The sequence below is a fragment of the Synergistaceae bacterium genome (genome assembly GCA_031272035.1).
Taxonomy (GTDB): domain Bacteria; phylum Synergistota; class Synergistia; order Synergistales; family Aminobacteriaceae; genus JAISSA01.
The window spans coordinates 1-22,219 of sequence record JAISUO010000056.1; the positions used below are offsets into that span (position 1 = coordinate 1).

A 22,219-nucleotide genomic window follows, 5' to 3' on the forward strand; every position below is an offset into this window, starting at 1 on the left:
CGGCAAATGAAAAAGCGGCGGGCGCCCCTGTGACAGGGTAAATGACGCTCGCCGCTCGTTATCTCGGGCAGGGGTTTCACTCCAGTATGGCGATGCCGCCTTTGCTTGCGGATAAGGCCATTCTTTCGTAGCGGCTCAGGTATCCCTTTTTGTATTTGGGTTTCGGAGGAGTCCAGTTTTGAAGCCGTTTTTTGATTTCTTCATCCGAAACGTGAAGCGTCAGAGCCCGGGCGGGGATGTCGATCGTGATTTCGTCTCCGTTTTGCACGATGGCAAGAGGCCCTCCCTCGGCGGCTTCCGGCGAAATATGCCCCACGAAGCAGCCGTTGTTCGTGCCCGAAAAACGCCCGTCGGTGACCACCGCCGTCGACGTCCCAAGCCCGAAGCCGTACAGGAGCTTCATGGCGCTGAACATTTCCCGCATTCCCGGCCCGCCCTTGGGCCCTTCGTAGCGAATGACGACCACCGTTCCCGGCGTCACCTGCTGGGCGGCAATCGCCTGGTCCGCCTCCTCCTCCGAGTCGAAAACGAGGGCTTTTCCCGTAAATTTGTGCTGGGAGGGATGGATGGCCGACGGTTTCGTGACGCAGGTGTCCGGAGCCAGATTTCCTCTCAGAATCGCCACGCCGGTTCCCACGCCGAAGGGCTCTGCGGCGGTTTTGACGATCTCCCGGTTGGGGGGGAAGCTGTAGGGGTAATTTTCGATATTTTCTCCCATGGTTTTTCCGGTGGCCGTCATGCAGTTCATGAACAGAACGTCCTTCAGCTCCTTCAGAACCTGGGGAATCCCGCCGCTGAGGTAAAAATGCTCCATCGTGTACTTCGAGGCGGGGTAAATTTTCGCGATCAAAGGAACGGTTTTTCCATAATGTTCGAACCACTCCAGCACCTCTTCGGCGGGAACGTCGATCTCGTACGCGAGGGCCAGCATGTGCAGAACCGCGTTTGTCGATCCTCCGATGGCGTTGAGGGCGATAATCGCGTTTTGGATGGACTCCCGCGTGATCACCGCTTCCGGTCGAATGTTCTGACGAACCAGACTGACGATGGCTGAGCCCGCCGCTTCGGCCGCCCGCTTTCTCTCGGCGTAGACGGCGGGAATGGCGGCTGACCCCGGCAGCGAAAGCCCCAACACCTCGGCCAGACAGCACATGGTATTGGCCGTCCCGATGAACTGACAGGATCCGCAGGTGGGCCCGCACTGGTCTTCAAGCAGATTAAGGTCCTGCCGCGTGATTTTTCCGGCCTTGAACATCCCGAATGCCTCCGTCAGGGAGGTGAAATCCGAAGAACGCCCGTCGAAGGGAAGTCCGGAAAGCATCGGCCCCCCGCAGAGGATGACGGAGGGAATGTTCAGACGCGCCGCGGCCATCATCATGCCGGGGACGATTTTGTCGCAGGAGCCCAGCATGATTAATCCATCCAGCAGGCTGGTTTCCGCCACCGTCTCTATTTCATCGGCGATGAGATCCCGGGAGGGCAGGCTGAAATACATGCCTCTGTGCCCGTTGGAAAGACAGTCGCAGGTCGCGATGGTTCCAAACTCCACGGCCGTGCCTCCGCCCGCGTAAATTCCCCGCTTTACCCAGTCGGCCAGCTCTCTCAGGTTCGTATGGCCGGGCACCAGCTCGGTGAAGGAGTTGGCTATCCCGATGATCGGTTTCTCGAAATCGGCGTTTCCGTAGCCCATTGACTTGAAAGCGGCCCGGGGGCTCAGATATTCATCGCGCCTGAACAGGCGCTGACTTCTCAGCACAGTGATCACTCCTTTGTCAAAGCAGGAACCCGTCTTTGTCGAACTGCATTTCGCGGGGTTCACCCAGGATTTCGACCTCCGGGTTGTCCTTCAGCTCGTCACGGTAGCTCTCCGAAACCTCTATGATCTCCATGGAAAGGGTGTCTTTGATGCGGACGACCTTCGCCCTGTTGAAGTCGATGCCGTTGCAGGTCCGGATGCACAGCAGCAGAGCGTCCCGGTCGTTCTCCATGTACATGGGGGATTTTCCCCCGTTGAGCATGGTGGAAGTGACCACGTTGATCCAGGTCAGGCCGAAATCCACGCTTTCCATGCAGCGCCGCGTGGTCACGTCCGCCCAGGCGAGGCCGCAGGCGTTGTGGTGAGTCTCCTCGTTGAGGCCGCGGATGAATATTTTTTTGATGTCGATGACGTCCTCGAAGCCAGGGGAGTTGCTCCTCCCCGTGATGTTGGGGTCGTGCCCGTTTCCGCTGACGTTCTTGCCGATTTCGTCGATAACGAGAACGTCGATATGGGGCATCTTGAACTTCGCGATCTTCGCCTTGGCGATCTTCAGGAGCTCCCGATCCTTTTCCAGAATAAGCTCCTTCTCCATGACCTCGATCTCGCTGATGTCGTCGTAGGCGTTCTGAACGATGCCCACGCCGAAGGCGATGGGGGCCTTCTTCAGGAACACCTCGCAGACCTGCGGAATGCGTTTTGCGAAGGTGGGGAAGCCCATCATGTGGAACATGGACGCGCCCTTGTGGTTGGCGAGGCCGATGGCCATCATTTTCGCCACGCCGCTTTCGTGGTCGCCCCGAAAATCGGTGTGGGGCTTGACTTTGTTGAGAACGACGATGCCGTCGGACTCGAAGGCTATCCGGTCGCAGTAAACCGGCGTGCCGTCCGCCAGGTCTCCCACCCTCGAAACGTCCATCGTGGCGCGGATGGGGACGCCGATGGACTTTTCCGTGATGTTGTAGGTGGCGATCATCTCTTTCTGCCCCTCGGCCGTGGCGCCGCCGTGGCTGCCCATGGCCGGAATGACGAAGGGCTCCGCGCCCCACTCCTTCAGCTTGTCGGCGACGGCTTTGATGATGACGTCCAGGCTGGGGATGCCGCGGCTTCCGGCGGTGATGCAGATTTTCTTTCCCGCGAAGCGCCCGTGGTCCCGCAGGTTGTCCTCCATCTGCTTCAGGACGAAGGCCCGGATGTCGTCGATTTTGTTTTTGTCGTAAATCTGCCGAATTTTCATCATTCTGGGGATTTGAATGTTCTCCATCCCCTCAATGGTGACGGGAATTTTTGGAAATTTAATGAACGTCATGTTTATGACTTCCCTTCAGATTGGCTCAAATTTCAATTTTTCTCCGGCGGCATTTTGGAGAGTTTATAAGCCCCGACGAAGATGGTGGGAACCAACAGGGTGAACAGAGCCGCGTAGCCCAGGTAGGTGAAGCCCGTTCTGACGATGGCGTCGAGGCCGAACCAGGAGACGGCGCTCAGATAAATCAGCATAATGACGGAAATGAGGAGGTTTTTGGCCGTCAGGTTGTTGATCTTCAGGAACTGCCCGTACCGTCCGCACATGGCGTGAGAAAAGGCGATGGTGTTGGTGACGCAGGCCAAAAAGACGATGAGCACGTAAATGATGGTCAGGAAGGACAGTCCGATCTGAGTGATGACGTAATAGTTGGGCAGCGGCTGTTTGGGCGCTTCGGGGTAGCCCATCAGCATGACGGCGATGATGACGAGAAACAGGGCGTTGATGGCGATTCCCCAGCAGGCCGCCCGCTTGGAGTCCCCCTTGTTTCTGAGGCTGTCGGCCACCGTGACGATGCCGCCGATGACGCCCGTGGACTGAAACGCGGGGTATACGATGGCCTGCCACACGGACATTTTAAGCTCGCTTTCGGCGAAGACGGCCTTGTTCAGGGAGTTGGAAATGCCGCCGTTGTTCATGATACCGATGCCGACCAGAATCACCATGCACAGGAAAATGATGAAGGACATGTAGCTGGAGGAGGCGCGGACGAGCTCGGCGCCGTAAATGGAGAAGATGATGGTCACAGCGGACATGAGCGCGATGCCGAGAACGACGGGCAGCCCGAAATATTGATAAAACAGGAGAGAGCCCGTGGCCATGCAGGATCCGCCGGACATTCCCACCGTGGCGAGGAAGGTGAACTCGAAGAAGTTGGCGAAGAATTTGTCGTAAGGATAGAACAGTTTGTTGGCGAAGTCCTTGAAGTTGGTGGAGTTCGTTCGGCGGGAGAACTCCGCGGCGTAGTAGACCGCCAGCCCCAGGAAGCCCATGGCGAAGAAGGGCATGATCAGCGACCACTTCCCGTACTCCAGGAAGTACACGGAAGTCTGCTTGCCCGAAGCCGTTCCCGGACCGCAGTGAATTCCGAACCACACCGCCGCCAGACCCAGGTAACCCGGTACCAGAGATTTGCTGATTTTACCGCTCATGACACTTTTCCCCTCCCATAATTTTATGCAAAACAACAAATTTACAGCGGATTGCGTAATCCTGTACTGAAAAAAGACGCTTAATAACGGCTCTAGCCGCGGGGCGTTTCTTTCGCCTCACGGTCGTAACGGGGGCAGCCCCATTTTTTTGCCGCGAAAGACGTGACGACGGGAACCAGAATCACCGTCACGATGACGGCCGCCGCGACGGCTGTGGTCGCTTCGGGAACCTGAGGCAGCAGGTTGGGGCTGACCTCTCCCAGAATGGCGGGGGTGGCCACGGCGTTGCCCGCCGCGGTGCAGAGGGCGGCTCCGGCGTAACCGGGACGGCGCAGAATGAATTTATCGGCCGAAACGACAAACAGGAAGGAAAGAACGATGGTAAGCAGACCCAGAGCGATGCCGACCGCGCCTCCCTTAGCGATGTTGGTCAGATTGACGCCGGTCCCCAGGCAGAAAGCCAGAAAGGGAATCGTCATGCCGATGCCCGGCTTGAAAAACGCGGCAATGTCCCTGTCCAGGTTCCCCAGCACAATTCCCACCAGCAGAGGGCCGATGGAGGCCAGCAGCGCGACGATGTCGAAATTCGCCAGTCCGGCGAGCCCCATACCCAACAGCGTCAGGAAAGGCCCGTCGTTGATCCCCAGCAGAGACTGAGCCGCCAGGTCGTTTTCGTCGCCATATTCGGCCATGAGCCCCAGGTAGAGCCCTCCGTTGGAGTTGGTCACGGCGGCCAGAAGCATCAGGGGCGTGATCCCCAGCACGCCGTCAGGGCCAAAAAGGGTCGAAACGATAAGGGTGGGGATGAATCCCGCGCAAAACTTCGCGATCAGCAGAACAATGCTTCGTTTGATCGGCGTTCCCAGTTCTATTATGTTGATCTGAGACCCGACGCAAAAGAGACTGCAGCCGATGAAGGAACTGGCGCCCGTGGCAAAAGTGGCGGTCGTGAGTCCCCCCACCTTCAGGAGATTCGGAAAAAAAAGGCTGATCAGGGAGCCCAACAGCAGAGGAACGACCATCAGGCCGCCCGGAACCTTTTGTACCATTTTCAGCAGTTTCATGAACTGGTCCTCCTTCTTCTCGTGCGCACACCGTTACAGACGACAAACCGACAAAACTTACGCGAAAGTGCAAAGACGGTTGATGGCGATTTCGGTCATACCCCATTCCTCGGCTTTGACTTTTTTGCCGCTGCACACCTCAAGGATCAGGTCGAGCAGTTCTCCACCCAGTTCATGGATGGTTTTTTTGTTCGCGATGCTGTCGCTGGTGTCGAAGTCCAGAAAGTCGTTGTTCCATTCGAAAGTCCTGTGGTTGCCCGTAACCTTCAGCACCGGAACGATGGGACTGCCCACGGGGTTGCCCATGCCGGTGGTGAAAAGCGTCATCTGGGAGCCGCTGGCGGTCATGTCCGCGACCGAGGCCACGTCGTACGCCACGGTGTCCATGACCACCGTTCCGTGCACGTCGATCATCTGTCCCGACGAAAACACCGCCTGAATGGGGCGGGTTCCCGCCTTGTGAATGCAGCCCAGGGATTTTTCCTCCAGAGTCGTGACCCCGCTGGCCTTGTTTCCGGGGGACGGGTTGCCTTCCCTCAGGCTTTCGCCCACCGCCGCCAGACGATCTTCGTATTGCTTCACGATGTCGATGATCTGACGCCCCACTTCGGGGTTGCAGGCCTGTTTGGCCAGAACGTGTTCCGCTCCGACGAACTCCGGCGTCTCGCTGATGATCGTGGTGGCGCCGAGATCCGAGAGGCGGTCGCTGATGTCGCCGACGACGCGGTTGGCGGAGAGGCCGGAGGTGGGGTCGGAGCCGCCGCAGTTCGTTCCGAGGATGAGATGAGAAATGTCGCATTCTTCACGGGTGCAGCGCTTCGCGTCCTCCGCCAGTCGGGAAGCGAGGGCGAGGCCCTTCTTCAGCGTGCGTCCGACGCCGCCCTCCTGCTGAATGCCCACGTACTCCAGCGGCTTGTTCGTCAGCGAGTTTATTTTGTCGCGGAGCACACCGTACTGGAGCGATTCGCAGCCGAGCCCCACCACGAGAGTTCCATAGACGTTGGGATTGGCCGCGAAACCCGCCAGCAGGTCCAGCGTGATTTTCAGGTCGCCTTTGGTCTGCCCGCAGCCGTTCTGGTTATTCATGGAGACGCAGCCTTCCGAGCGCGAGGCGATCATTTTCGCCACGTCCCCGGAACAGGCGCAGGTGGGGATAATCAAAACGTGGTTTCGGATGCCCACTCGCCCGTCCGGGCGTTTGAACCCCATAAATTTCAATTCTTTCACCCTTCTTTCCGAATGTTCCTTCCGAATGAGCCTCAGGCCCGTTCGCTTTCGAGATTGTGTGTGTGCACATGTTCTCCCACGTGAATATCCGCCGACGCGAGACCGATTTTTTCGCCGTACTTGTACACCGCCCCGCCTTTTCCGATTTCGACGACGGCGACTTTGTGATAGATGGGAATATCCTGAACCGCGGTCACGGTCTGCCCGTCGGGATAACGGACGACCCCGCCCCTGCTCACGGCCTCCGTCACCGTCACCACCGAATCGTTGGGGCGAATGAAAACGGCATTTTCCATTTTGGCTTTTCTCTCCTTTCGTGAAATTCTACTTTATAGCTTTATGTCAGATTTTTGCCCGGCGTCGTAGGCCGCCAGGTTCAGGTCCTTTGCTTTGGGCGGCACGTTCTTTGCCACCAGGTCCCGCCAGTCGATTTTCTCGTCGAGCTTCAGAACTTTGGTCAGAGCTCCCAGAAGGACGATGTTCTGCGCCCGGATGTTTCCAAGCTCTTCGGCGATCCTCGCCGCCGGAATCACCGTCACCCGGGACACGAGGGATTTCAGCTCGTCGATGGCCTGGTGGGGATACTGCGCTGAGCCCGTCAGCACCGGCATCGGGTAAATTTCGCGTTCGTCGAGAATGACGCGCCCGTCTTTTTTCAGAAACGGCAGGGAGCGCAGGGCCTCGATTTTTTCGAAGGCGACGATGACGTCGGCCTCGCCCGCGCCGATATTGGGGGCGAACACCTTTTCGCCGTACCGAATCTGCGTCGTGACGCTGCCGCCTCGCTGACTCATGCCGTGTATTTCGCTCATTTTGACGTCGAAACCCATTTCCATCAGGCCGTTGGAAAGGATTCTGGAGATGAGAATGGTGCCCTGCCCTCCGACGCCCACCAAAAGAATGCTGCTGGTCATTTCACGCTCCCACCCTTTCTATCGCGTCAAATTTGCAAAGCTGAGCGCAGAGTCCGCAGCCTGTGCAGGATGCCGGGTCCGCTATCATCGATTTGCCCTCCGAGAAGGCCATTGCCGGGCAGGCTATTTTCGTGCACATTTTGCAGCCCACGCATTTGGAGGGGTCGATTTTGCAGTATTTGCCCGCGTTGGCCTGAGCCACGGAGCGAATGAGAACGCAGGGCCTCCGTGTGACGATGACGAAGGGCCCCGTCACCGCAAGAGCGGCGTCCATGGCGCTTTGCACGGCGGCCAGGTCCAGCGGGTCGACCACGCGTATCCTGTCCTCTCCGACGCCCAGCGAACGGATCACCGGCAGGATGTCGACGGAGGGCGTGGGGTCGCCCATGAGGTTTTTCGAGGTGCCGGGATTTTCCTGATGTCCGGTCATGGCCGTGATGGAGTTGTCCAGAACGCAGGCGATGACGTTTGCGCCGGACGTGACCACGTCGATGAGAGACGTGAGTCCGGAGTGGAAAAAGGTCGAGTCGCCCACCATCCCCAGGACTTTGCGTTTATCTCCCTGCGCCGCCAGGGCTTTTGAGAAGCCGATGGTGGCGGACAGTCCGGCCCCCATGCAGATGGAAAAGTCAAACCCGTTCAGAGGGGGACTGACGCCAAGGCCATAGCAGCCAATATCGCCCACCCCCACGATTTTTGCGCTGTTTTTGGACAGGGTGTAAAAAAATCCCCGGTGAGGGCAGCCGGGACACATGACGGGCGGACGTCCGGGCAGCGCCGTGGAGCTGTGGAGCTCCTCGTTTTTCTGCCCCAGCAGGGCTTCCCGCACGATTTGCGTATTCAGCTCGCCCAGAATGGGAATTTTTTCTTTCCCCACGGGAGAAAAACCGATCCTCTGCAGTTCATGTTCGAGGTATGGGTCGTTTTCTTCCACAACGTAAAGGGTGTCGAATCTTCGGGCAAAATCTGCCATCAGTTTGTCGGGAAGGGGATAGGTCAGGCCCAGTTTCAGGTAGCTGGCGGAGTCGCCGAAAACCTCGCGGCTGTATTGAAAGGAAATCCCTGACGTGACGACGCCCACGGTGGTTCCGGGGATGATTTCCGCGCGGTTGAAGGGGCAGTCGTTGGAGTACTCCAGAACTTTTTTCAGAAGCTCTTCCCGGGCTTTGTGGCGCGCTCGCGCGGTTGTGGGCAGCATCGCGTATTTGTCGGTTTTCCGTTCGTATTTTTTCGCTCCGATCTCCCGACGCTCTCCCAGCTCCACGATGCTCTTGCTGTGACAGACCCGGGTCGTCACCCGAAGCAGGACGGGGGTGTCGAATCGCTCGCTCAGTTCGAAGGCCGCGATCGTGAAGTCCCTGCACTCCTGCGAGTCGGAGGGCTCCAGCATCATGATTTTCGAGTGAGGGGCGTAGTGGCGGTTGTCCTGCTCGTTTTGGGAGCTGTGACATCCCGGATCGTCGGCGGTGACGATGACCATCCCGCCGTTCACTCCGGCGTACCCCATGGTGAAAATCGGGTCCGCGGCGACGTTCATGCCCACGTGTTTCATGGCGCACAGCGTTCTCAGCCCTCCAATGGACGCCCCCGCGGCGATCTCCGCCGCCACTTTTTCGTTGCAGGCCCACTGGCTGTATATTTTGTCCTTGTATTGCACCATATTTTCGAGGATTTCGGTGCTGGGGGTCCCCGGATAGGCCGCCGCAAGACTGCAGCCCGCCTCGTAAGCGCCGCGGGCGACGGCCTCGTTTCCGGTCAATATCTGTTTTTGCATAACGCACGTCTCTCCTTTCAGAGCTAAACATCACAAAGCTAAACATCACAGAGCCAGACATCTCAAAGCCGAACATCGGTCACGCATCGACGGGGCGACGGGACCGGATGAGCGCCTTTAACCGCCGGCTGTCCAGGACGAAAATCGACAGCCCGGCGTGTGACGCCGATTACAAAAAGTTATATTTAGTAAGAAAATTTAATGGCTCGAAAAGGGTAACAGATGTCATCCTGGAAGTCAACATTTCGTTTTAAAAATAATTGATATTGACAAAGTATCAAATTTATTATACTGTTTTGTCTCCAATATTTTATCTCTATAAATTTTTTTCACCGACATCGTCCGGAAATTCTTTGCTTTCTGTTGCGTCTCGTGGCGTCCAGTGAGAGTGAGCAGAGAAAAATGGTATTTTGGAGGCAGATATGAAAAGCGACAGCAATGAATTTATCGATTTTTTGAAAGAACTGGCGAGCATGATTGCGGGAACTTTCGGGGACAGCTGTGAGGTGGTTTTGTCGGACCTGGATCATCCGGACTCCTCGATTCTGGCGATTTTCAACAACAGCGTGACGGGGCGGAAGGTCGGGGACCCGCTTTTTCCCTTTGCGATGGAAAGGGTGCGGAACAGCGCGGACGGTTACTATATCAATTATCTGGTCAACAAAAACCGTAAATTGATAAAAACGTCGACGGTGAGCGGCAAAATCGGGAAAAACAATGTCGCGTTCTGCATCAACTACGATTGCAGCGAGCTGGAAAATATTCGCGCTTCGCTGGAGCGTTTTCTCGCTATGCGAAAAGACACGGCCGGCGAGGGTGAGAGCACGGCCTTCCCCCCTTCGGCGACGATGGAGGCCCTGAATGAAGCCCTCAGGCTCGTGCAAAAGCCGGTGCGCCTGCTGAACAAAAAGGACAGGCTCCGGATCATCGCGTATCTTGAGGAGAGGGGCATTTTTCAGATGCAAAAGAGCATTCAGACGGCGGCTCAGTTTCTGGGCGTCTCCAGATATACCGTTTACAACTATTTGAACGAGCTGCGCGCGGAAAAGGACTCCGTGTGAGACGGGCGGGGGCGTGAGGCGTGATGAAATGGGCGTGATGAAATGGAAAAATTGTTGATTTTGAACCCGGGATCCACTTCCACAAAAATTGCGATTTATGACGGCGAGCAGGCTCTTTTCACGGAAAATATCCTTCACTCGGCCGAGGAGGTGGGCGCGTTTGAAAAGGTGGCGGATCAGTACGCCTTTCGCAGAGATCTGGTGCTGAAACACCTTGCGGACCACGGCGTTGAAGTCGACGACCTGTCGGGCATCGTTTCCAGAGGAGGGCTGCTTCCCCCCGTTCAGGCGGGAGCCTATGAGATCAACGAAGACATGGTCTGGCAGCTCACCTACGCGCCTCAGAACGAACACGCCTCGAACCTGGGCGCTCTGATCGCCTTTTCCATAGCGAACAGCGCGTCGAAGGGCAGGCTCCCCGCCTGGATTTACGACGCCGTCACCGTGGACGAAATGATTCCGGTCACTCAGATCACCGGCTTCGCTGAAATGAGGAGAAAGGGTATCGGGCACAACCTCAACATGCGGGCCGCGGGAATGCGTTACGCCCGGGAAAGGGGCAAAAAATACGAGGAATGCCGCCTGGTCATCGTTCATATGGGCGGCGGCATCTCCCTGGGGCTTCATTATCACGGGCGGATTATCGACATGGTCAACGATGAGGAGGGGCCGTTTTCTCCGGAGCGCTCCGGCGGGCTGCCGCTTTTTCAGGTGATAAAAATGGCGACGTCAGGCCGGTACGACGAAAGGTCCCTGATGAAACGGGTCAAGAACAGGGGCGGCCTTGTGGCGCATTTCGGAACCAACAGCGCGGAAAACGTCGAAAGGATGGCCGAGGAGGGGGACGAACGCGCGAAGCTCGTTTACGAAGCCATGGCGCTGAACGTCTCGAAGTTCGCGGCGGCGCTGGCGACGGTGGTGGAGGGGGACGTGGAGGCCATCATCCTCACGGGGGGTATAGCGCACTCCAAAAAATTTACCGGAATGATCGAAAAACGTGTGAAGTTCATCGCTCCCGTGGTGGTCTATCCCGGAGAAAATGAAATGCACTCCCTGGCGATGGGGGGTCTGCGGGTGCTGCGGGGACAGGAAACGGCCCGAAAGTTCAAGGCGGTGCGGGATCTGTGACGGTCTTCGTCCCCTGGCCGTTCAGGGATAGTAGGCAAAGACGCGGCGGGTGATGATCGTGCTCACGTCTCCTACCTGTGTGACGCGTTCCGTCCAGTTGCCCTGGTCGTCGTAGCGGAACTCGTCGCTGCCGTTTGCGCGCAGGATCCTGACCAGTTTCCCTTCGTCGTCGTAATCGCAGGTGCCTTTTTCGACGGTCACCCCGTTGTCGTAGTAGGTCTCCCAGGCGCCCAGGCGTCCCGCGGCGTCATAGGTCCAGCACTGCCGGATGTAGACGGTTTTTCCGTCCAGGCTTTCGTAGCGGCTTTCGGTTCTCCGCCCCGAGGAATCGTACCAGACGTACAGCACGTCTCCGCTGTCCCCGTCGGGGCGGGATTCGACAAAAGAGCGCTTTTTCACGACCTGCCCCTTTTCGTTGTAGCAGTAATCCCGAACGAACACGTTTGCCCCCATGGTCTTTTCTTCCCGGGCGATATATCCCTCAGGAGTGTATCGCAGGGAGAACGTCACGAAGATCCCCGGTTCTTTTCCGTTTTTCCCGCCGTCCACGCCCTCGAAAATGTATTGGGTGACCTTCACGCATCGGCGGCTTTCGTCAAATTCCATCTCTGCCTTTCGATACTGCTGCCCTCCGACGTTCATCGTTCCTTTCAGCAGATTGGACCGTTCATCCCAGAAGCAAATCTTTTCCACGTTCTGCTCCGGGCAGACGATTCTCTGAAGCCTGCCTTCACCGTCCCAGAAATAGAGCATACTGAAACTTCCGTCGCCTTTTTGGGGCAGGCTGTGGGTCCAGTTTTTGAAAAAGGTAATCCTTCCCGCTTCGTCGAAACAGGCTTCGAGGATTACGCCGCTCATTTTTTCGCTGACCTCCGGCCGCCAGTCGGGGAAGAGGGAGATTTCGGGGAAGATGGACGATACCCAGCTCACCGGTATTTCCTCGGAGTTGTTCTTTCTGAAATTTTCCTCCCGTACGCTTTTCACATGTCCCTTCAAATTGAGGGTCTTCAGGATGATTTCCGGTTTATCCGCGATGTCCAGGGCACAGAGCCAGTCAGCCCGCGCCTCTCCCGTCGCCCAGATCAGCAGCAAAACGTACAGCGCCGTCACCATTTCCTTCACTCTCGGCATGAGACTCCACCTCCCCGGAAAAGTGCAACGCGATTATTTTACAGCTAAATTTTAACTTTGCACATCAATAGATATTATGAAATATCAGAGAAAACTCAAATACACCGCTGTGATTTTCTTCCGGTCGCTGAAGCGCCGCCAGGGAGGAGCGTTTTTTTCTCAGGGCAAAGAGTCTCAGGGCAAAGTGAAGAATCCGGAGCGGACCCGATGGTCATGAAGCACAATATCTACTATAATCAAGCGTTTGGATAGATTGTGACAAATCTCCGTCCAGGGGCGTCAGAGGTCGAGGTTTGCCGTAGTTTACGCCGGCTGGTTTAATGTTGTTTGTTATTGTTTGTTTGTTATTGTATGTGAAAGCAAAGAAAATTTATTGAGGGAGCAGAGATTCATAAAGATTCATAAACTGAAGGCAAGGTGTGCAGATGGTTACAAAATACCGTGGACGGAGTTCGTCCGCGAAGGATGCGAAGGAAAAAACGACGGGCAGGACGACAAAAAGCAAAAGTGCCCAGTTGAAGTTCATTCCCCTTGGAGGGCTGGGGGAAATCGGGAAAAATATGTACGTCCTCGAATATGGAGACGACATCATCGTCATTGACAGCGGGTTGATGTTCCCGGATCAGGAGCTGCCCGGAATCGACTTTATCGTTCCGGATATTTCCTATCTGGAGGCCAATCGGGAGAAGGTACTGGCCATCATCCTCACCCACGGCCACGAAGATCACACGGGGGGGCTGCCCTTCGTCCTCCAGCGGCTGAAGCGCGTCCCCATTTACGGAACGCGTCTGACCCTGGGGCTGGTGGGGAACAAGCTGCGTGAGGACCTGCCCGCCGTGGAGCCGAAAATGCACGAGGTGAAGGCCGGGGAGGTCGTGGAGATCGGCAGCTTCAGGGTGAAGTTCATCGCCGTGAGCCACTCGATTCCGGACAGCGTCGCCCTTGCGGTGGAAACGCCTCTGGGACGGGTGATTCACACCGGCGACTTCAAGCTGGATTCCACCCCCATCGACGGCAGGATCACCGACTACGGCTCCTTCGCCGAAGAGGGCGACAAGGGCGTTCTTTTGCTTCTGTCCGACTCCACCAACGCCGAGCGCAAGGGCTTTACCCCCTCGGAACGGCTGATCGGCGGAACCCTGGAGCGTCTCTACCGGAACTACAGAACGCGGCGAATCGTCATCTCCTCCTTTGCCAGCAACGTTCACCGCATCCAGCAGGTGGCGGACGGGGCCGCGCGGTTCAACCGCCGGATCGCCTTCATGGGGCGCAGCATGATTCGCAACGTGGAACTGGCCCGCACCCTGGGGTACCTGCGTATCGACGAAAAAATGATCATCCCGGCGGAGGAAATCGAAAAAATTCCGGAAAATCAGCTGGTGCTCATGACGACGGGCAGTCAGGGAGAGCCCTTTTCCGGCCTCGTGATGATGAGCCGCGGCGAACACCGGCAGATCACGCTGGGCGATCGGGACGCCGTCTTTCTGCTGGCCTCCGTCATCCCCGGCAACGAGAAGCTGGTCAACAACACGATCAACCGCCTTTTCGCCCTGGGCTGCGAGGTCGTCTACGAAGCGGACCGGCAGACCCACGTCTCCGGGCACGCTTCCTCGGAGGAGCTCAAAATCATGCTGAACCTGGTTCATCCCCGCTATTTCGTCCCGATTCACGGGGAATACCGTCATCTCGTGCGGCATTCCCAGCTCGCCCAGGACGTGGGCATTCCCTCCCGAAACATCTTCATCATGACCAACGGGGAGGTGCTGACCTTCCAGAAGGGCGGACGGCCCGGTCAGAAGGACCGCGTTCAGGCCGGAGCGGTGCTCATCGACGGGAACGCGGTGGGAGAGCTTCGGAGCCGCGTGATGAAGGAGCGGAGAGAGCTGGCGGAGGACGGGATCATCGCGGTTTCCGTAGCTCTGTCCCGGAACGGGGCTCTGTTGGCGCCGGTCGTGGTGGAGAGCCGGGGCTTTTTCTCCCAGGACGAGGACAGCGGAATACTCGACGAGATGCGGGACGCGGCGGAGCGGGCCGTTCGGGAGTTTGCCGGCAGCCGCTCGGTGGACGCCGAGGCCGTGGGCAGAACCCTCAAAACCCGCCTTCGGGATGTTGCCCGACGCCGAAACGCCTCCTACGCGGCGGTCCTGCCGCTGATCTCCGTGGCTGGGGTTCACTCCGACGAGAAAAACTGGCTGGAAAAAGAATTTTTTTAGTTTTAACTTTAATTTTAATTAAATATTTCGGTGAGGCCGGAAGCGTTTTGAAAGGAGTCCCCATAGAATGTTTTTTGACTGGCATACGCTGGTTCTGGGCGCGGTACAGGGTCTGACGGAGTTTCTTCCGATCAGCAGTTCGGGACATCTGGCGCTTCTGCAGACCTGGTTCGGCTTTTCCTCGTCCGGCCTGCTGGCTTTCGATCTGCTCATGCACTGCGCGACCACGCTGGCCGTGCTGATTTTCTTTCGTAACGACATCGTCCGGCTCCTGAAACAATGGTTTGGCGGATTCCTGAATTCGAATGCCCGGAAGGACGAGGGCTGGCGGTTTGGGTGGGCGGTTCTGGCGGGGACTGTGGCTACGGCCCTGCTGGCGTTTCCTCTCAAACACCTGGCCGAGTCCGCGCTGTTGTCCCCTCTGGCCGTGGGAGCGGGGCTTCTGGCGACGGCGGGAATTTTGTGCCTCGTCCCCCTTCTCGCGGAGGGCGACAGAGAGGTTTCGATCCGGATTGCCTTCCTCGTGGGGCTGGGGCAGGGCATAGCGGTGTTTCCTGGGCTTTCCCGGTCGGGAGTCACCATCATGGCGGCTCTGGCGCTGGGGCTGGCGGCCCCGGAGGCGTTTCGCCTGTCCTTCCTGATGTCCATCCCGTCCATTCTGGGGGCGAGCCTGCTGGAGTTCCGCGATCTGCTGCGGAGCCCCGCCGCTCTTCCCGACGGGTGGCCGGCGGGGGCCGTCGCCGCCTTTCTTCTGGGGTACCTTGCGCTTGGAGTTATGCGCCGCATGGTGCTGTCCGGCAGATGGGCGTACTTTGGAATCTACTGTTTTCTGCTGGGGATCTTCGTGGTCGTGTCCAGTGTCATGACCGCCCTTTAAATTCGGATAAATTTCGGAAGGGCTGGAATTCGAAATGAACGGAGAAATCCTGCTGGCCTCCGGAAGTCCAAGGCGACGGGAGCTTCTGAGGGGAATGGGGTGGAACTTTCGAGTCGTCGTCCCCGAGGCCGACGAAACCATTTTGCCGGAGGAGTCTCCGGCGGAGCTGTGCGTCCGTCTTTCCGGGCTCAAGGCGCGGGCTGTTCGGGACATGGAAACGAATATGGAAATGAATATGGAAACGAATAAAAAACAGAGCCGGAAGAACTTCCTCGTCATTGCCGCCGACACCGTGGTGGTGGTGGATGGCTCGATTCTGGGCAAACCTCTGGACGACGACGACGCCCTGAGAATGCTGAGGCTCCTTCAGGGGCGTTCTCACGAAGTTCTCACCGGCGTCAGCGTTCTTTGGGGAGAGCGGAGCCGCAGCGGATTCGAAAGGACCCTCGTTACGTTTCGCCCCCTGAGCGAGGCCGAAATGAGAGCCTACGCCGCCACCGGCGAGGGCAGGGACAAGGCGGGGGCTTATGCCATACAGGGACGGGGGTCGCTGTTGGTGTCCTCCATCGAGGGGGATTATTTCAACGTGGTGGGCCTGCCTCTTTGCCGTCTCGGAAGGATGCTGGAGGAACTGGGAATGGACCTGATCGGGCAATGGTCCGGAAACGGGATGAGCCAAATGGAGGAAAAGATGCGGACAGTGAAGGCGTGGGAGAGATGCTCATGAGGATTTCTTCGCGCGCGTTTTTGCTTTGCGTTGGAGCCGTCGTGCTTCTGTGTGCGGGAATGGGACTCGTCCCCCGTTTGCGGGCCGAAGAAACAGTCCGGACCGTGGCGATCGTCGCGGACTGGCGGGACATCGACCTGCTGTCCAGAGGGGAAGGGGTGTCGTCGGCCCGAACCCTGGATTTTTTGAAGAAGAAAGGCCTCGGCGGGCTCATGGTGGGGGAGCTGTTTGGCGAGGAGATTCTGGCCGGCCTGGGCCCTGCGACCATGCATCCCGTGATGTCGGACACCGGAAAAAATCAGGAGACGCTTTTTACCATTGCCGGCAACTCCCCTCAGGCTTCCCGAGCGGCCGAACTTCTGGCCATGAGAACCGGAACGCAGCCTTTTCCCCTGTCCGCCTCCGGAGACATCGGAATCCTCTGGCCGATTCCCATGGAGTCTCTGCGAAAAAACGGCGTCATTCCCGATCTGGATGGGCTGGACGCGGGGACGGAAGCGAACGTTCCCATATTTTACCGCGTGGCTCCCGCGTCGACCTGGCAGCTTCAGCAGTCCCTGGCGGTAACGAAAAAAGTTCTCTCCGACTATCCCGGGATCGCCGTGGTTACCCCCTCGGGAGAGGTGGCCCTGGGGTATCCGGACATGAAACCTCTGGCGTCGCTTCTGAAAGAGCGGAAGGTGCCCGCGGGCATGGTGGAATTTTCGCGGCAGCTGGGCGCCGTGGAGCTGGACTGGCTTTCCTTTCCCGCCCTTCTTCCGCTGCACAGCGTGACGAACGATGAGCTCGTGGCCCGGCGAATCGACAGAACCGTCCTGCGGGAGCGCCTGGTTCGGGCGGCGACGGAGCGTTCGGTGCGTCTTGTGGTTTTGCGCCCCGCCGTTTCGGGCAACGTTCAGTCCTCCGTGGAGGCTTTCGGCGGAGAAATAGAGACCCTGGCGAGGGATCTCTCCGCTCACGGGCTGAAACTGGAGTGGCCAAAGGTCTGGTCCGGACCGGTCTGGGGCATGAGCTTTTTCTCGGCGCTGGCCTGTTCGATGACGCTGCTTCTTTCCCTGATGCGCTACATGAAGCGCATGGGGCAGGACAGGGAGAATTTTGAAAAAATTGGGCCGGATCACCTGGGTATGATCGTTTTTGTCCTGCTGTCGGGGGCTCTGGCCGCAGCCGTCTGGAAAATCAGCGCGGCGGCCCGCCTTACGGGAGCTCTGACCACGGCATTTATCGTCACGGAGGCCACGCTCATCGCCCTTGACGATCCTCTGCATCGCTGGCAGTCGCTGGCGAAGGGATTCATTTTTTGCGTTGGAGGGGGGCTTGCCGTCGCCGCTCTGTTCAGTTTTCCCCTTTATATGCTGCGCCTGAACACTTTTTCGGGAGTGAAACTCACCCTGATGCTGCCTCCGGTGCTGGTGCTTCTGCATGACCTGCGCCGTCGGATCCATCCGGAATCCCTGTCCGAACTGCTCTGCCGGCCGCCGCTTTTCGGGGAGCTGGCTTTCGTCCTGTGCCTGGCGGTGCTGCTGGGTCTCATCCTTTTCCGCAGCGACAATGTCCGCTTCATCTCCGGCTTCGAGACGCAAATTCGAACCACTCTCGAAAGGACGCTGCTCGCCAGGCCCCGAAACAGAGAGGTATTCATCGGTTATCCCTGCCTGCTGCTTTATGCCTTTGCGGTGCAATCCCGCCTGTGGGCGCGTTATCGCGAAATTCTGCGTTTGGGGGTGGCCATTGGTTTTTCCTCCGTGGTGAACAGCTTCTGCCACTATCACACCCCTCTGTTCTTTATCCTGCTGCGGGAGTTCAACGGGCTCTGGACGGGGATTCTTCTGGGGCTTATGGCGACGGCGGCGGTGAGATTTGTCGTGCTTCCGGCCTGGCGGCGGATTCGATTTATCGCGGAATGAAGTGTCGAAGGGAAGGAATGAAGTATTGAAGGAATGAAGATCGAAAATCGAAGGAATGAAGGTTGACGGAATGAAGGCCGACGGTTCCATGCCCGACCCCGGACGTTATCGTGTGGCTCTGGCCGGTTATTACGGATTCGGCAACTTCGGCGACGAACTTCTGGCGGAGGCCGCCATCGCGGCGCTGTCCCGATGCGGGGTGGGCCGGAGGGAGATCGTCCTGCTGTCCGGCGCGCCGGAGGAGACCTCCCGCCGGTTCGGAGTCGAGGCGGTGAACCGCTGGGACCTGCTGAAGGTGGCTCGGGCGCTTCGTCGCAGCGACACGCTTCTGCTGGGCGGGGGAGGGCTCTTTCAGGACGCCAGCAGCCGGCGTTCCTGTCTGTACTACTGGGGTCTGGTGCGGCTTGCCTGTTTCTGCGGCGCCGTTCCCGGGGCCCTGGGGCAGTCGGTGGGGCCGCTGTCCGGAGCCCTGGGGCGATGGATGACCCGGGACGCCCTGAGGCGGTGCCGCGTCGTTCAGGTGAGAGACGAGGTGTCCCGGGGGCTTTGCAATGATCTGGGAGTCTCCGTCGAGACGGGGTGCGACCCGGCCTTCTCCCTCGGCGAATTTTTTTCTTTCCGGCCCTCTTCCTCCTCCGTTTCGGGACCCCGCAAAATTTTGATCAACCTGCGGCCCTGCGCCGGAAAGCTGCCGGAGCGTTTCGCCCGGGCTCTGGCGGAAAGGCTGTCCGAATCTCAGGGACGGGAGGAGCCTGTGGGGTTGGCCCTGTCCGATGAAGACGCGGGTGTGATGACGGCTTTGATCGAAAGAAAGATTCTGCCGCCCATGCCTCTGGAGCGAATCGACAGGGGAGCCGACGCCCTGCGCCTGTGGCGGAACGCCTCCGAGGCCTGGGGAATGCGGCTTCATTTCGCTGTGCTTTCCTCCCTGATGGGGGCGCCGATGGGAGTTGCGCCTTATGATCCGAAGGTTCAGTCTTTCGCCGACCGGTACGGCGTTCCCGTCTGGAGGGAGGGGAAGCTCCCCAAGCCCCGTCCCGCCGTGGGGACGCCCCCGCCGGACGCGGCGAGGTGGGAAATTGACGCCATTTGCCGCAGTCTGCTGACGCCGGATTTTTGAATTTTTGATTTTTTGATGAGGAGAGAGTGCGATGAAACTGGCCATCATAGGCGCCGGTTACGTTGGACTGGTGACGGGAACGTGTCTGGCCCGATTCGGGAACACGGTGGTCTGTGTGGACACCGACAAAAAAAAGATCGACATGCTGAACAGGGGAGAGGTTCCGTTCTATGAGCCTGGCCTTCCCGACATGGTGAAACGCAATATGAGGGAGGGGCGGCTGTCCTTTTCTCCGGAGCTTCCGCCGGCGCTGGAGGACACGGAGGCGTGTTTCGTCTGCGTGGGAACTCCTGCCGGCCCGAACGGCGGCGCGAACCTGTGCTTTGTGGAGTCCGCCTCGCGGGATATTGGACGTTCCATGACGCGGGATCTGCTGGTGGTGGTCAAATCCACCGTGCCGGTGGGGACGAATGTCAAAGTTCAGGGCTGGATCGTCGAAGAACTGGAGAGGCGCGGGGTCGGTCTGTCCCCGGAGATGGTTTCGAATCCCGAATTTCTTCGGGAGGGGGCGGCGGTTCAGGATTTTGTGGAGCCGGATCGGGTGGTGGTGGGGGTGAATTCCCCGGAGACCATTGGGCGAATGAGGGAACTTTACTCCTTTCTGGAGCCGGAAAAGGTTCTTTTTATGGACATCGCCTCCGCCGAGATGTCGAAATACGCTTCCAACGCCATGCTGGCGACCCGCATTTCCTTTATGAACGAGATGGCGAACATTTGCGAGCGCGTGGGGGCCAATGTGGACGACGTCCGTCACGCCATGGCTTTCGATACGCGTATCGGCAGCAAATTTCTGTACGCGGGCTGCGGTTACGGAGGGTCCTGTTTCCCCAAAGACGTTCGGGCAATTCGGGATTTTGCGGCATCTGCGGGGTATGTTTCGCAGATCCTCACCGCCGTGGACGAGGTGAACCTCCGCCAGAAGGAAGTTCTTTTCCAGAAACTCGCCGCTCATTTCGAGCCCCGGGGCGGTATTCAGGGGCGCACCGTGGCTCTGTGGGGGCTGTCCTTCAAGCCCAAGACCTCCGATACACGGGAGGCGCCGGCGCAGACCCTGATCCGCCGCCTTCTCAGAGAGGACGTGCGGGTTCAGGCTCACGACCCCCGATCCATCGAAGAAACTCGCGGCGTGCTGGGAGAACACCGACAGCTGCTTTACATGTCCACGCCCTATGACGCTCTCTGCGGCGCGGACGCCCTCGTGGTGGCCACGGAGTGGGACATCTACAAACAACCGGACTTCGACCGCGTCCGGCGTCTTTTGAAGGAACCGGTCATCGTGGACGGGCGCAACCTCTACGCGCTTTCCGACATGAGGCGCAGGGGTTTCGATTATTACTCCGTGGGCCGCCCGGTCGTGCGGAGAGGCTGAGGTAAGGGCCATGACGGGCAATCCACTGGAATTTTTGCGTTCGGGGCGCATGGCGAAAACGGGCGTGGCCATTCTGGGCGACGTGGTTCTCGATCGGTATCTCACAGGCGCCACGTCCCGCGTTTCGCGGGAAGCCCCCATCCCTGTGGTCGTTTGCAGCGGAGAAACGGACAACCTCGGCGGCGCGGGCAACGTGGCCGCGAATCTGAGGGGACTGGGCTGCCGCGTCTTTCTGATGGCCGGGGTGGGCAACGATGAAAACGCCCTTCATTTGCGGCGTCATCTGGAAGAAAAGGAAGTGGAGGCGCGGCTTTTCGAGCGTCCCTTCCCCACTCTGACGAAAACCCGCCTGCTCTGCGGAGGGCAGCAGGTGGCCCGGTTCGACCACGAAACCACGGACCCCGTTGACGACCGGACCGCGGCGGAGGCCGTCCATCGGCTGAGGGAAATTCTGGACGAGGGGAAAGCCGGGGCGGTGATCCTCTCCGACTACGGTCTGGGGTTCTGCACGGCGTCACTGTGCAGGATGGCCATCGATGCGGCCCGGGAGCGAAGGGTTCCGGTGTTTGTGGACCCCCGCGGCAGTGACTGGAACCGGTATGGAGGGGCCGCGGTCGCCACGCCGAACCTCGCGGAGCTGGCGGCCGTGTGGGGAGAACCGGTCCCCAACGAAGACGGAGCCATCGCCCGGGTGGGAGAGAGCGTGAGAAAATCCTCCCGGCTGGACTGGCTTTTGGTGACGCGTTCGGCGCAGGGGATGTCCCTCCTGGGCGAGGGAAGCGTGACTCACATCAGCGCGCGCCCGGTGGAGGTTTTCGACGTCAGCGGCGCGGGAGACACCGTCATCGCCTGCCTGGCCGCACTGGTCGCGGCGGGCTTCGGCATGGAGGACGCGACGAGACTGGCCAACGATGCGGCGCAGATTGTGGTGACGCGTTCGGGAACCTGGCCCATCAGTCTGGCCGAGCTGCTGGAGGAGTACGACGCGGTGAAGACCGCTTCTGACGGCGCCGGCGAGGGAACCGCCGCGCAAATCGCGGACAGAAGGACGGCCGCAAAACTCTGCGAGCGGTGGAAACGGGAAGGCTGCCGCGTCGTGTTCACCAACGGCTGCTTCGACGTCCTCCACGCCGGACACGCCGACAGTCTGGAGCGGGCGCGGGCACTGGGCGACCGCCTGATTGTGGGGCTGAACAGCGATCGTTCCGTTCGGGCCCTGAAGGGGGATTCCCGTCCCGTGAACGGGGAGAAAAATCGCGCCCGTCTTTTGGCGGCGCTTCGGGCCGTGGACCTGGTGGTGGTGTTCGACGAGGACACCCCCGCCGAACTGCTCTCCGAGCTGCGCCCCCACGTGCTGGCCAAGGGAGGGGACTACAGAGCCGAGGAGCTGCCCGGCCGCGAGTTTGTCGAAGAGGTCGTCATTCTCCCCATCGTCCCCGGCCTTTCCACCACGGAGATTCTCCGCCGGGGCGGGAATGGCCTCTGAGCAGGGCT

The 22,219-nt window shown here is 59.0% G+C and carries 18 protein-coding genes; 9 read left to right on the forward strand and 9 right to left on the reverse strand.

Annotated features, from left to right (window positions below; translation table 11 throughout):
• Positions 1–76 precede the first annotated feature (76 nt).
• From ilvD to iorA, 8 genes are all read right to left on the reverse strand, one after another.
• Positions 77–1,756 (reverse strand): dihydroxy-acid dehydratase, encoded by a 1,680-nt coding sequence (ilvD, locus tag LBR61_06935; protein ID MDR1731817.1) that lies wholly within the window; start codon positions 1,754–1,756, stop codon positions 77–79.
• A 16-nt stretch (positions 1,757–1,772) separates the two neighbouring features.
• The gene (locus LBR61_06940) at positions 1,773–3,065 is read right to left on the reverse strand and encodes a nickel-dependent lactate racemase (GenBank protein ID MDR1731818.1); all 1,293 of its coding nucleotides are present in this window, start codon (positions 3,063–3,065) and stop codon (positions 1,773–1,775) included.
• A gap of 32 nt (positions 3,066–3,097) precedes the next feature.
• Entirely contained in the window at positions 3,098–4,213 is a 1,116-nt protein-coding gene (locus tag LBR61_06945) for a hypothetical protein (protein ID MDR1731819.1), read from the reverse strand.
• A 92-nt stretch (positions 4,214–4,305) separates the two neighbouring features.
• Positions 4,306–5,277, reverse strand: a complete 972-nt coding sequence (locus LBR61_06950) for a 2-keto-3-deoxygluconate permease (protein ID MDR1731820.1) — start codon at positions 5,275–5,277, stop codon at positions 4,306–4,308.
• Positions 5,278–5,334: 57 nt separating this feature from the next.
• The gene (locus LBR61_06955) at positions 5,335–6,504 is read right to left on the reverse strand and encodes a UxaA family hydrolase (protein ID MDR1731821.1); all 1,170 of its coding nucleotides are present in this window, start codon (positions 6,502–6,504) and stop codon (positions 5,335–5,337) included.
• 32 nt (positions 6,505–6,536) lie between these two features.
• Positions 6,537–6,800, reverse strand: coding sequence for a UxaA family hydrolase (locus LBR61_06960; protein ID MDR1731822.1), 264 nt, complete (start codon positions 6,798–6,800; stop codon positions 6,537–6,539).
• 33 nt (positions 6,801–6,833) lie between these two features.
• Positions 6,834–7,418, reverse strand: coding sequence for an indolepyruvate oxidoreductase subunit beta (locus LBR61_06965; protein MDR1731823.1), 585 nt, complete (start codon positions 7,416–7,418; stop codon positions 6,834–6,836).
• Between the two features lies 1 nt (position 7,419).
• Positions 7,420–9,192 (reverse strand): indolepyruvate ferredoxin oxidoreductase subunit alpha, encoded by a 1,773-nt coding sequence (iorA, locus tag LBR61_06970; GenBank protein MDR1731824.1) that lies wholly within the window; start codon positions 9,190–9,192, stop codon positions 7,420–7,422.
• A 422-nt stretch (positions 9,193–9,614) separates the two neighbouring features.
• On the opposite strand from iorA, the gene LBR61_06975 reads away from it, so the two are divergent.
• Both LBR61_06975 and buk read left to right on the forward strand, forming a co-directional pair.
• Positions 9,615–10,253: a helix-turn-helix transcriptional regulator gene (locus LBR61_06975; protein MDR1731825.1), complete on the forward strand. Its 639-nt coding sequence runs from the start codon at positions 9,615–9,617 to the stop codon at positions 10,251–10,253.
• 42 nt (positions 10,254–10,295) lie between these two features.
• The gene (gene buk, locus LBR61_06980) at positions 10,296–11,381 is read left to right on the forward strand and encodes a butyrate kinase (GenBank protein ID MDR1731826.1); all 1,086 of its coding nucleotides are present in this window, start codon (positions 10,296–10,298) and stop codon (positions 11,379–11,381) included.
• Between the two features lie 21 nt (positions 11,382–11,402).
• Here buk and LBR61_06985 read toward each other — a convergent pair whose 3' ends face one another.
• Complete coding sequence (locus LBR61_06985) at positions 11,403–12,512, reverse strand: hypothetical protein (protein ID MDR1731827.1); 1,110 nt, start codon at positions 12,510–12,512, stop codon at positions 11,403–11,405.
• Between the two features lie 425 nt (positions 12,513–12,937).
• On the opposite strand from LBR61_06985, the gene LBR61_06990 reads away from it, so the two are divergent.
• From LBR61_06990 to LBR61_07020, 7 genes are all read left to right on the forward strand, one after another.
• Positions 12,938–14,725, forward strand: a complete 1,788-nt coding sequence (locus LBR61_06990) for a ribonuclease J (protein ID MDR1731828.1) — start codon at positions 12,938–12,940, stop codon at positions 14,723–14,725.
• A 67-nt stretch (positions 14,726–14,792) separates the two neighbouring features.
• The gene (locus LBR61_06995) at positions 14,793–15,602 is read left to right on the forward strand and encodes an undecaprenyl-diphosphate phosphatase (protein ID MDR1731829.1); all 810 of its coding nucleotides are present in this window, start codon (positions 14,793–14,795) and stop codon (positions 15,600–15,602) included.
• A 34-nt stretch (positions 15,603–15,636) separates the two neighbouring features.
• Positions 15,637–16,329, forward strand: coding sequence for a Maf family protein (locus tag LBR61_07000; GenBank protein ID MDR1731830.1), 693 nt, complete (start codon positions 15,637–15,639; stop codon positions 16,327–16,329).
• Positions 16,326–18,236, forward strand: coding sequence for a DUF5693 family protein (locus LBR61_07005; protein MDR1731831.1), 1,911 nt, complete (start codon positions 16,326–16,328; stop codon positions 18,234–18,236). The genes LBR61_07000 and LBR61_07005 overlap by 4 nt, the downstream gene beginning before the upstream one ends.
• Before the next feature lie 55 nt (positions 18,237–18,291).
• Positions 18,292–19,356 carry a polysaccharide pyruvyl transferase CsaB gene (gene csaB / locus LBR61_07010; GenBank protein MDR1731832.1) on the forward strand — a complete coding sequence of 355 codons (1,065 nt, stop codon included), beginning with the start codon at positions 18,292–18,294 and terminating at the stop codon, positions 19,354–19,356.
• A gap of 31 nt (positions 19,357–19,387) precedes the next feature.
• Entirely contained in the window at positions 19,388–20,725 is a 1,338-nt protein-coding gene (locus tag LBR61_07015; GenBank protein MDR1731833.1) for a UDP-glucose/GDP-mannose dehydrogenase family protein, read from the forward strand.
• Between the two features lie 10 nt (positions 20,726–20,735).
• On the forward strand, positions 20,736–22,211 hold the full coding sequence (locus LBR61_07020) for a bifunctional heptose 7-phosphate kinase/heptose 1-phosphate adenyltransferase (GenBank protein MDR1731834.1): 1,476 nt from the start codon (positions 20,736–20,738) through the stop codon (positions 22,209–22,211).
• The last annotated feature ends 8 nt before the right edge of the window (positions 22,212–22,219 follow it).

Bases quoted from the DNA above. Each gene is read 5' to 3' on its own strand.
- LBR61_06975 (MDR1731825.1), top strand. From the start codon at position 9,615: ATGAAAAGCGACAGCAATGAATTTATCGATTTTTTGAAAGAACTGGCG.
- LBR61_06995 (MDR1731829.1), top strand. From the start codon at position 14,793: ATGTTTTTTGACTGGCATACGCTGGTTCTGGGCGCGGTACAGGGTCTG.
- LBR61_07000 (MDR1731830.1), top strand. From the start codon at position 15,637: ATGAACGGAGAAATCCTGCTGGCCTCCGGAAGTCCAAGGCGACGGGAG.
- LBR61_06945 (MDR1731819.1), bottom strand. From the start codon at position 4,213: ATGAGCGGTAAAATCAGCAAATCTCTGGTACCGGGTTACCTGGGTCTG.
- csaB (MDR1731832.1), top strand. From the start codon at position 18,292: ATGAAGGTTGACGGAATGAAGGCCGACGGTTCCATGCCCGACCCCGGA.
- LBR61_06990 (MDR1731828.1), top strand. From the start codon at position 12,938: ATGGTTACAAAATACCGTGGACGGAGTTCGTCCGCGAAGGATGCGAAG.
- LBR61_07015 (MDR1731833.1), top strand. From the start codon at position 19,388: ATGAAACTGGCCATCATAGGCGCCGGTTACGTTGGACTGGTGACGGGA.
- LBR61_06960 (MDR1731822.1), bottom strand. From the start codon at position 6,800: ATGGAAAATGCCGTTTTCATTCGCCCCAACGATTCGGTGGTGACGGTG.
- LBR61_06965 (MDR1731823.1), bottom strand. From the start codon at position 7,418: ATGACCAGCAGCATTCTTTTGGTGGGCGTCGGAGGGCAGGGCACCATT.
- iorA (MDR1731824.1), bottom strand. From the start codon at position 9,192: ATGCAAAAACAGATATTGACCGGAAACGAGGCCGTCGCCCGCGGCGCT.
- LBR61_07020 (MDR1731834.1), top strand. From the start codon at position 20,736: ATGACGGGCAATCCACTGGAATTTTTGCGTTCGGGGCGCATGGCGAAA.
- LBR61_06985 (MDR1731827.1), bottom strand. From the start codon at position 12,512: ATGCCGAGAGTGAAGGAAATGGTGACGGCGCTGTACGTTTTGCTGCTG.
- LBR61_07005 (MDR1731831.1), top strand. From the start codon at position 16,326: ATGAGGATTTCTTCGCGCGCGTTTTTGCTTTGCGTTGGAGCCGTCGTG.
- LBR61_06950 (MDR1731820.1), bottom strand. From the start codon at position 5,277: ATGAAACTGCTGAAAATGGTACAAAAGGTTCCGGGCGGCCTGATGGTC.
- LBR61_06940 (MDR1731818.1), bottom strand. From the start codon at position 3,065: ATGACGTTCATTAAATTTCCAAAAATTCCCGTCACCATTGAGGGGATG.
- buk (MDR1731826.1), top strand. From the start codon at position 10,296: ATGGAAAAATTGTTGATTTTGAACCCGGGATCCACTTCCACAAAAATT.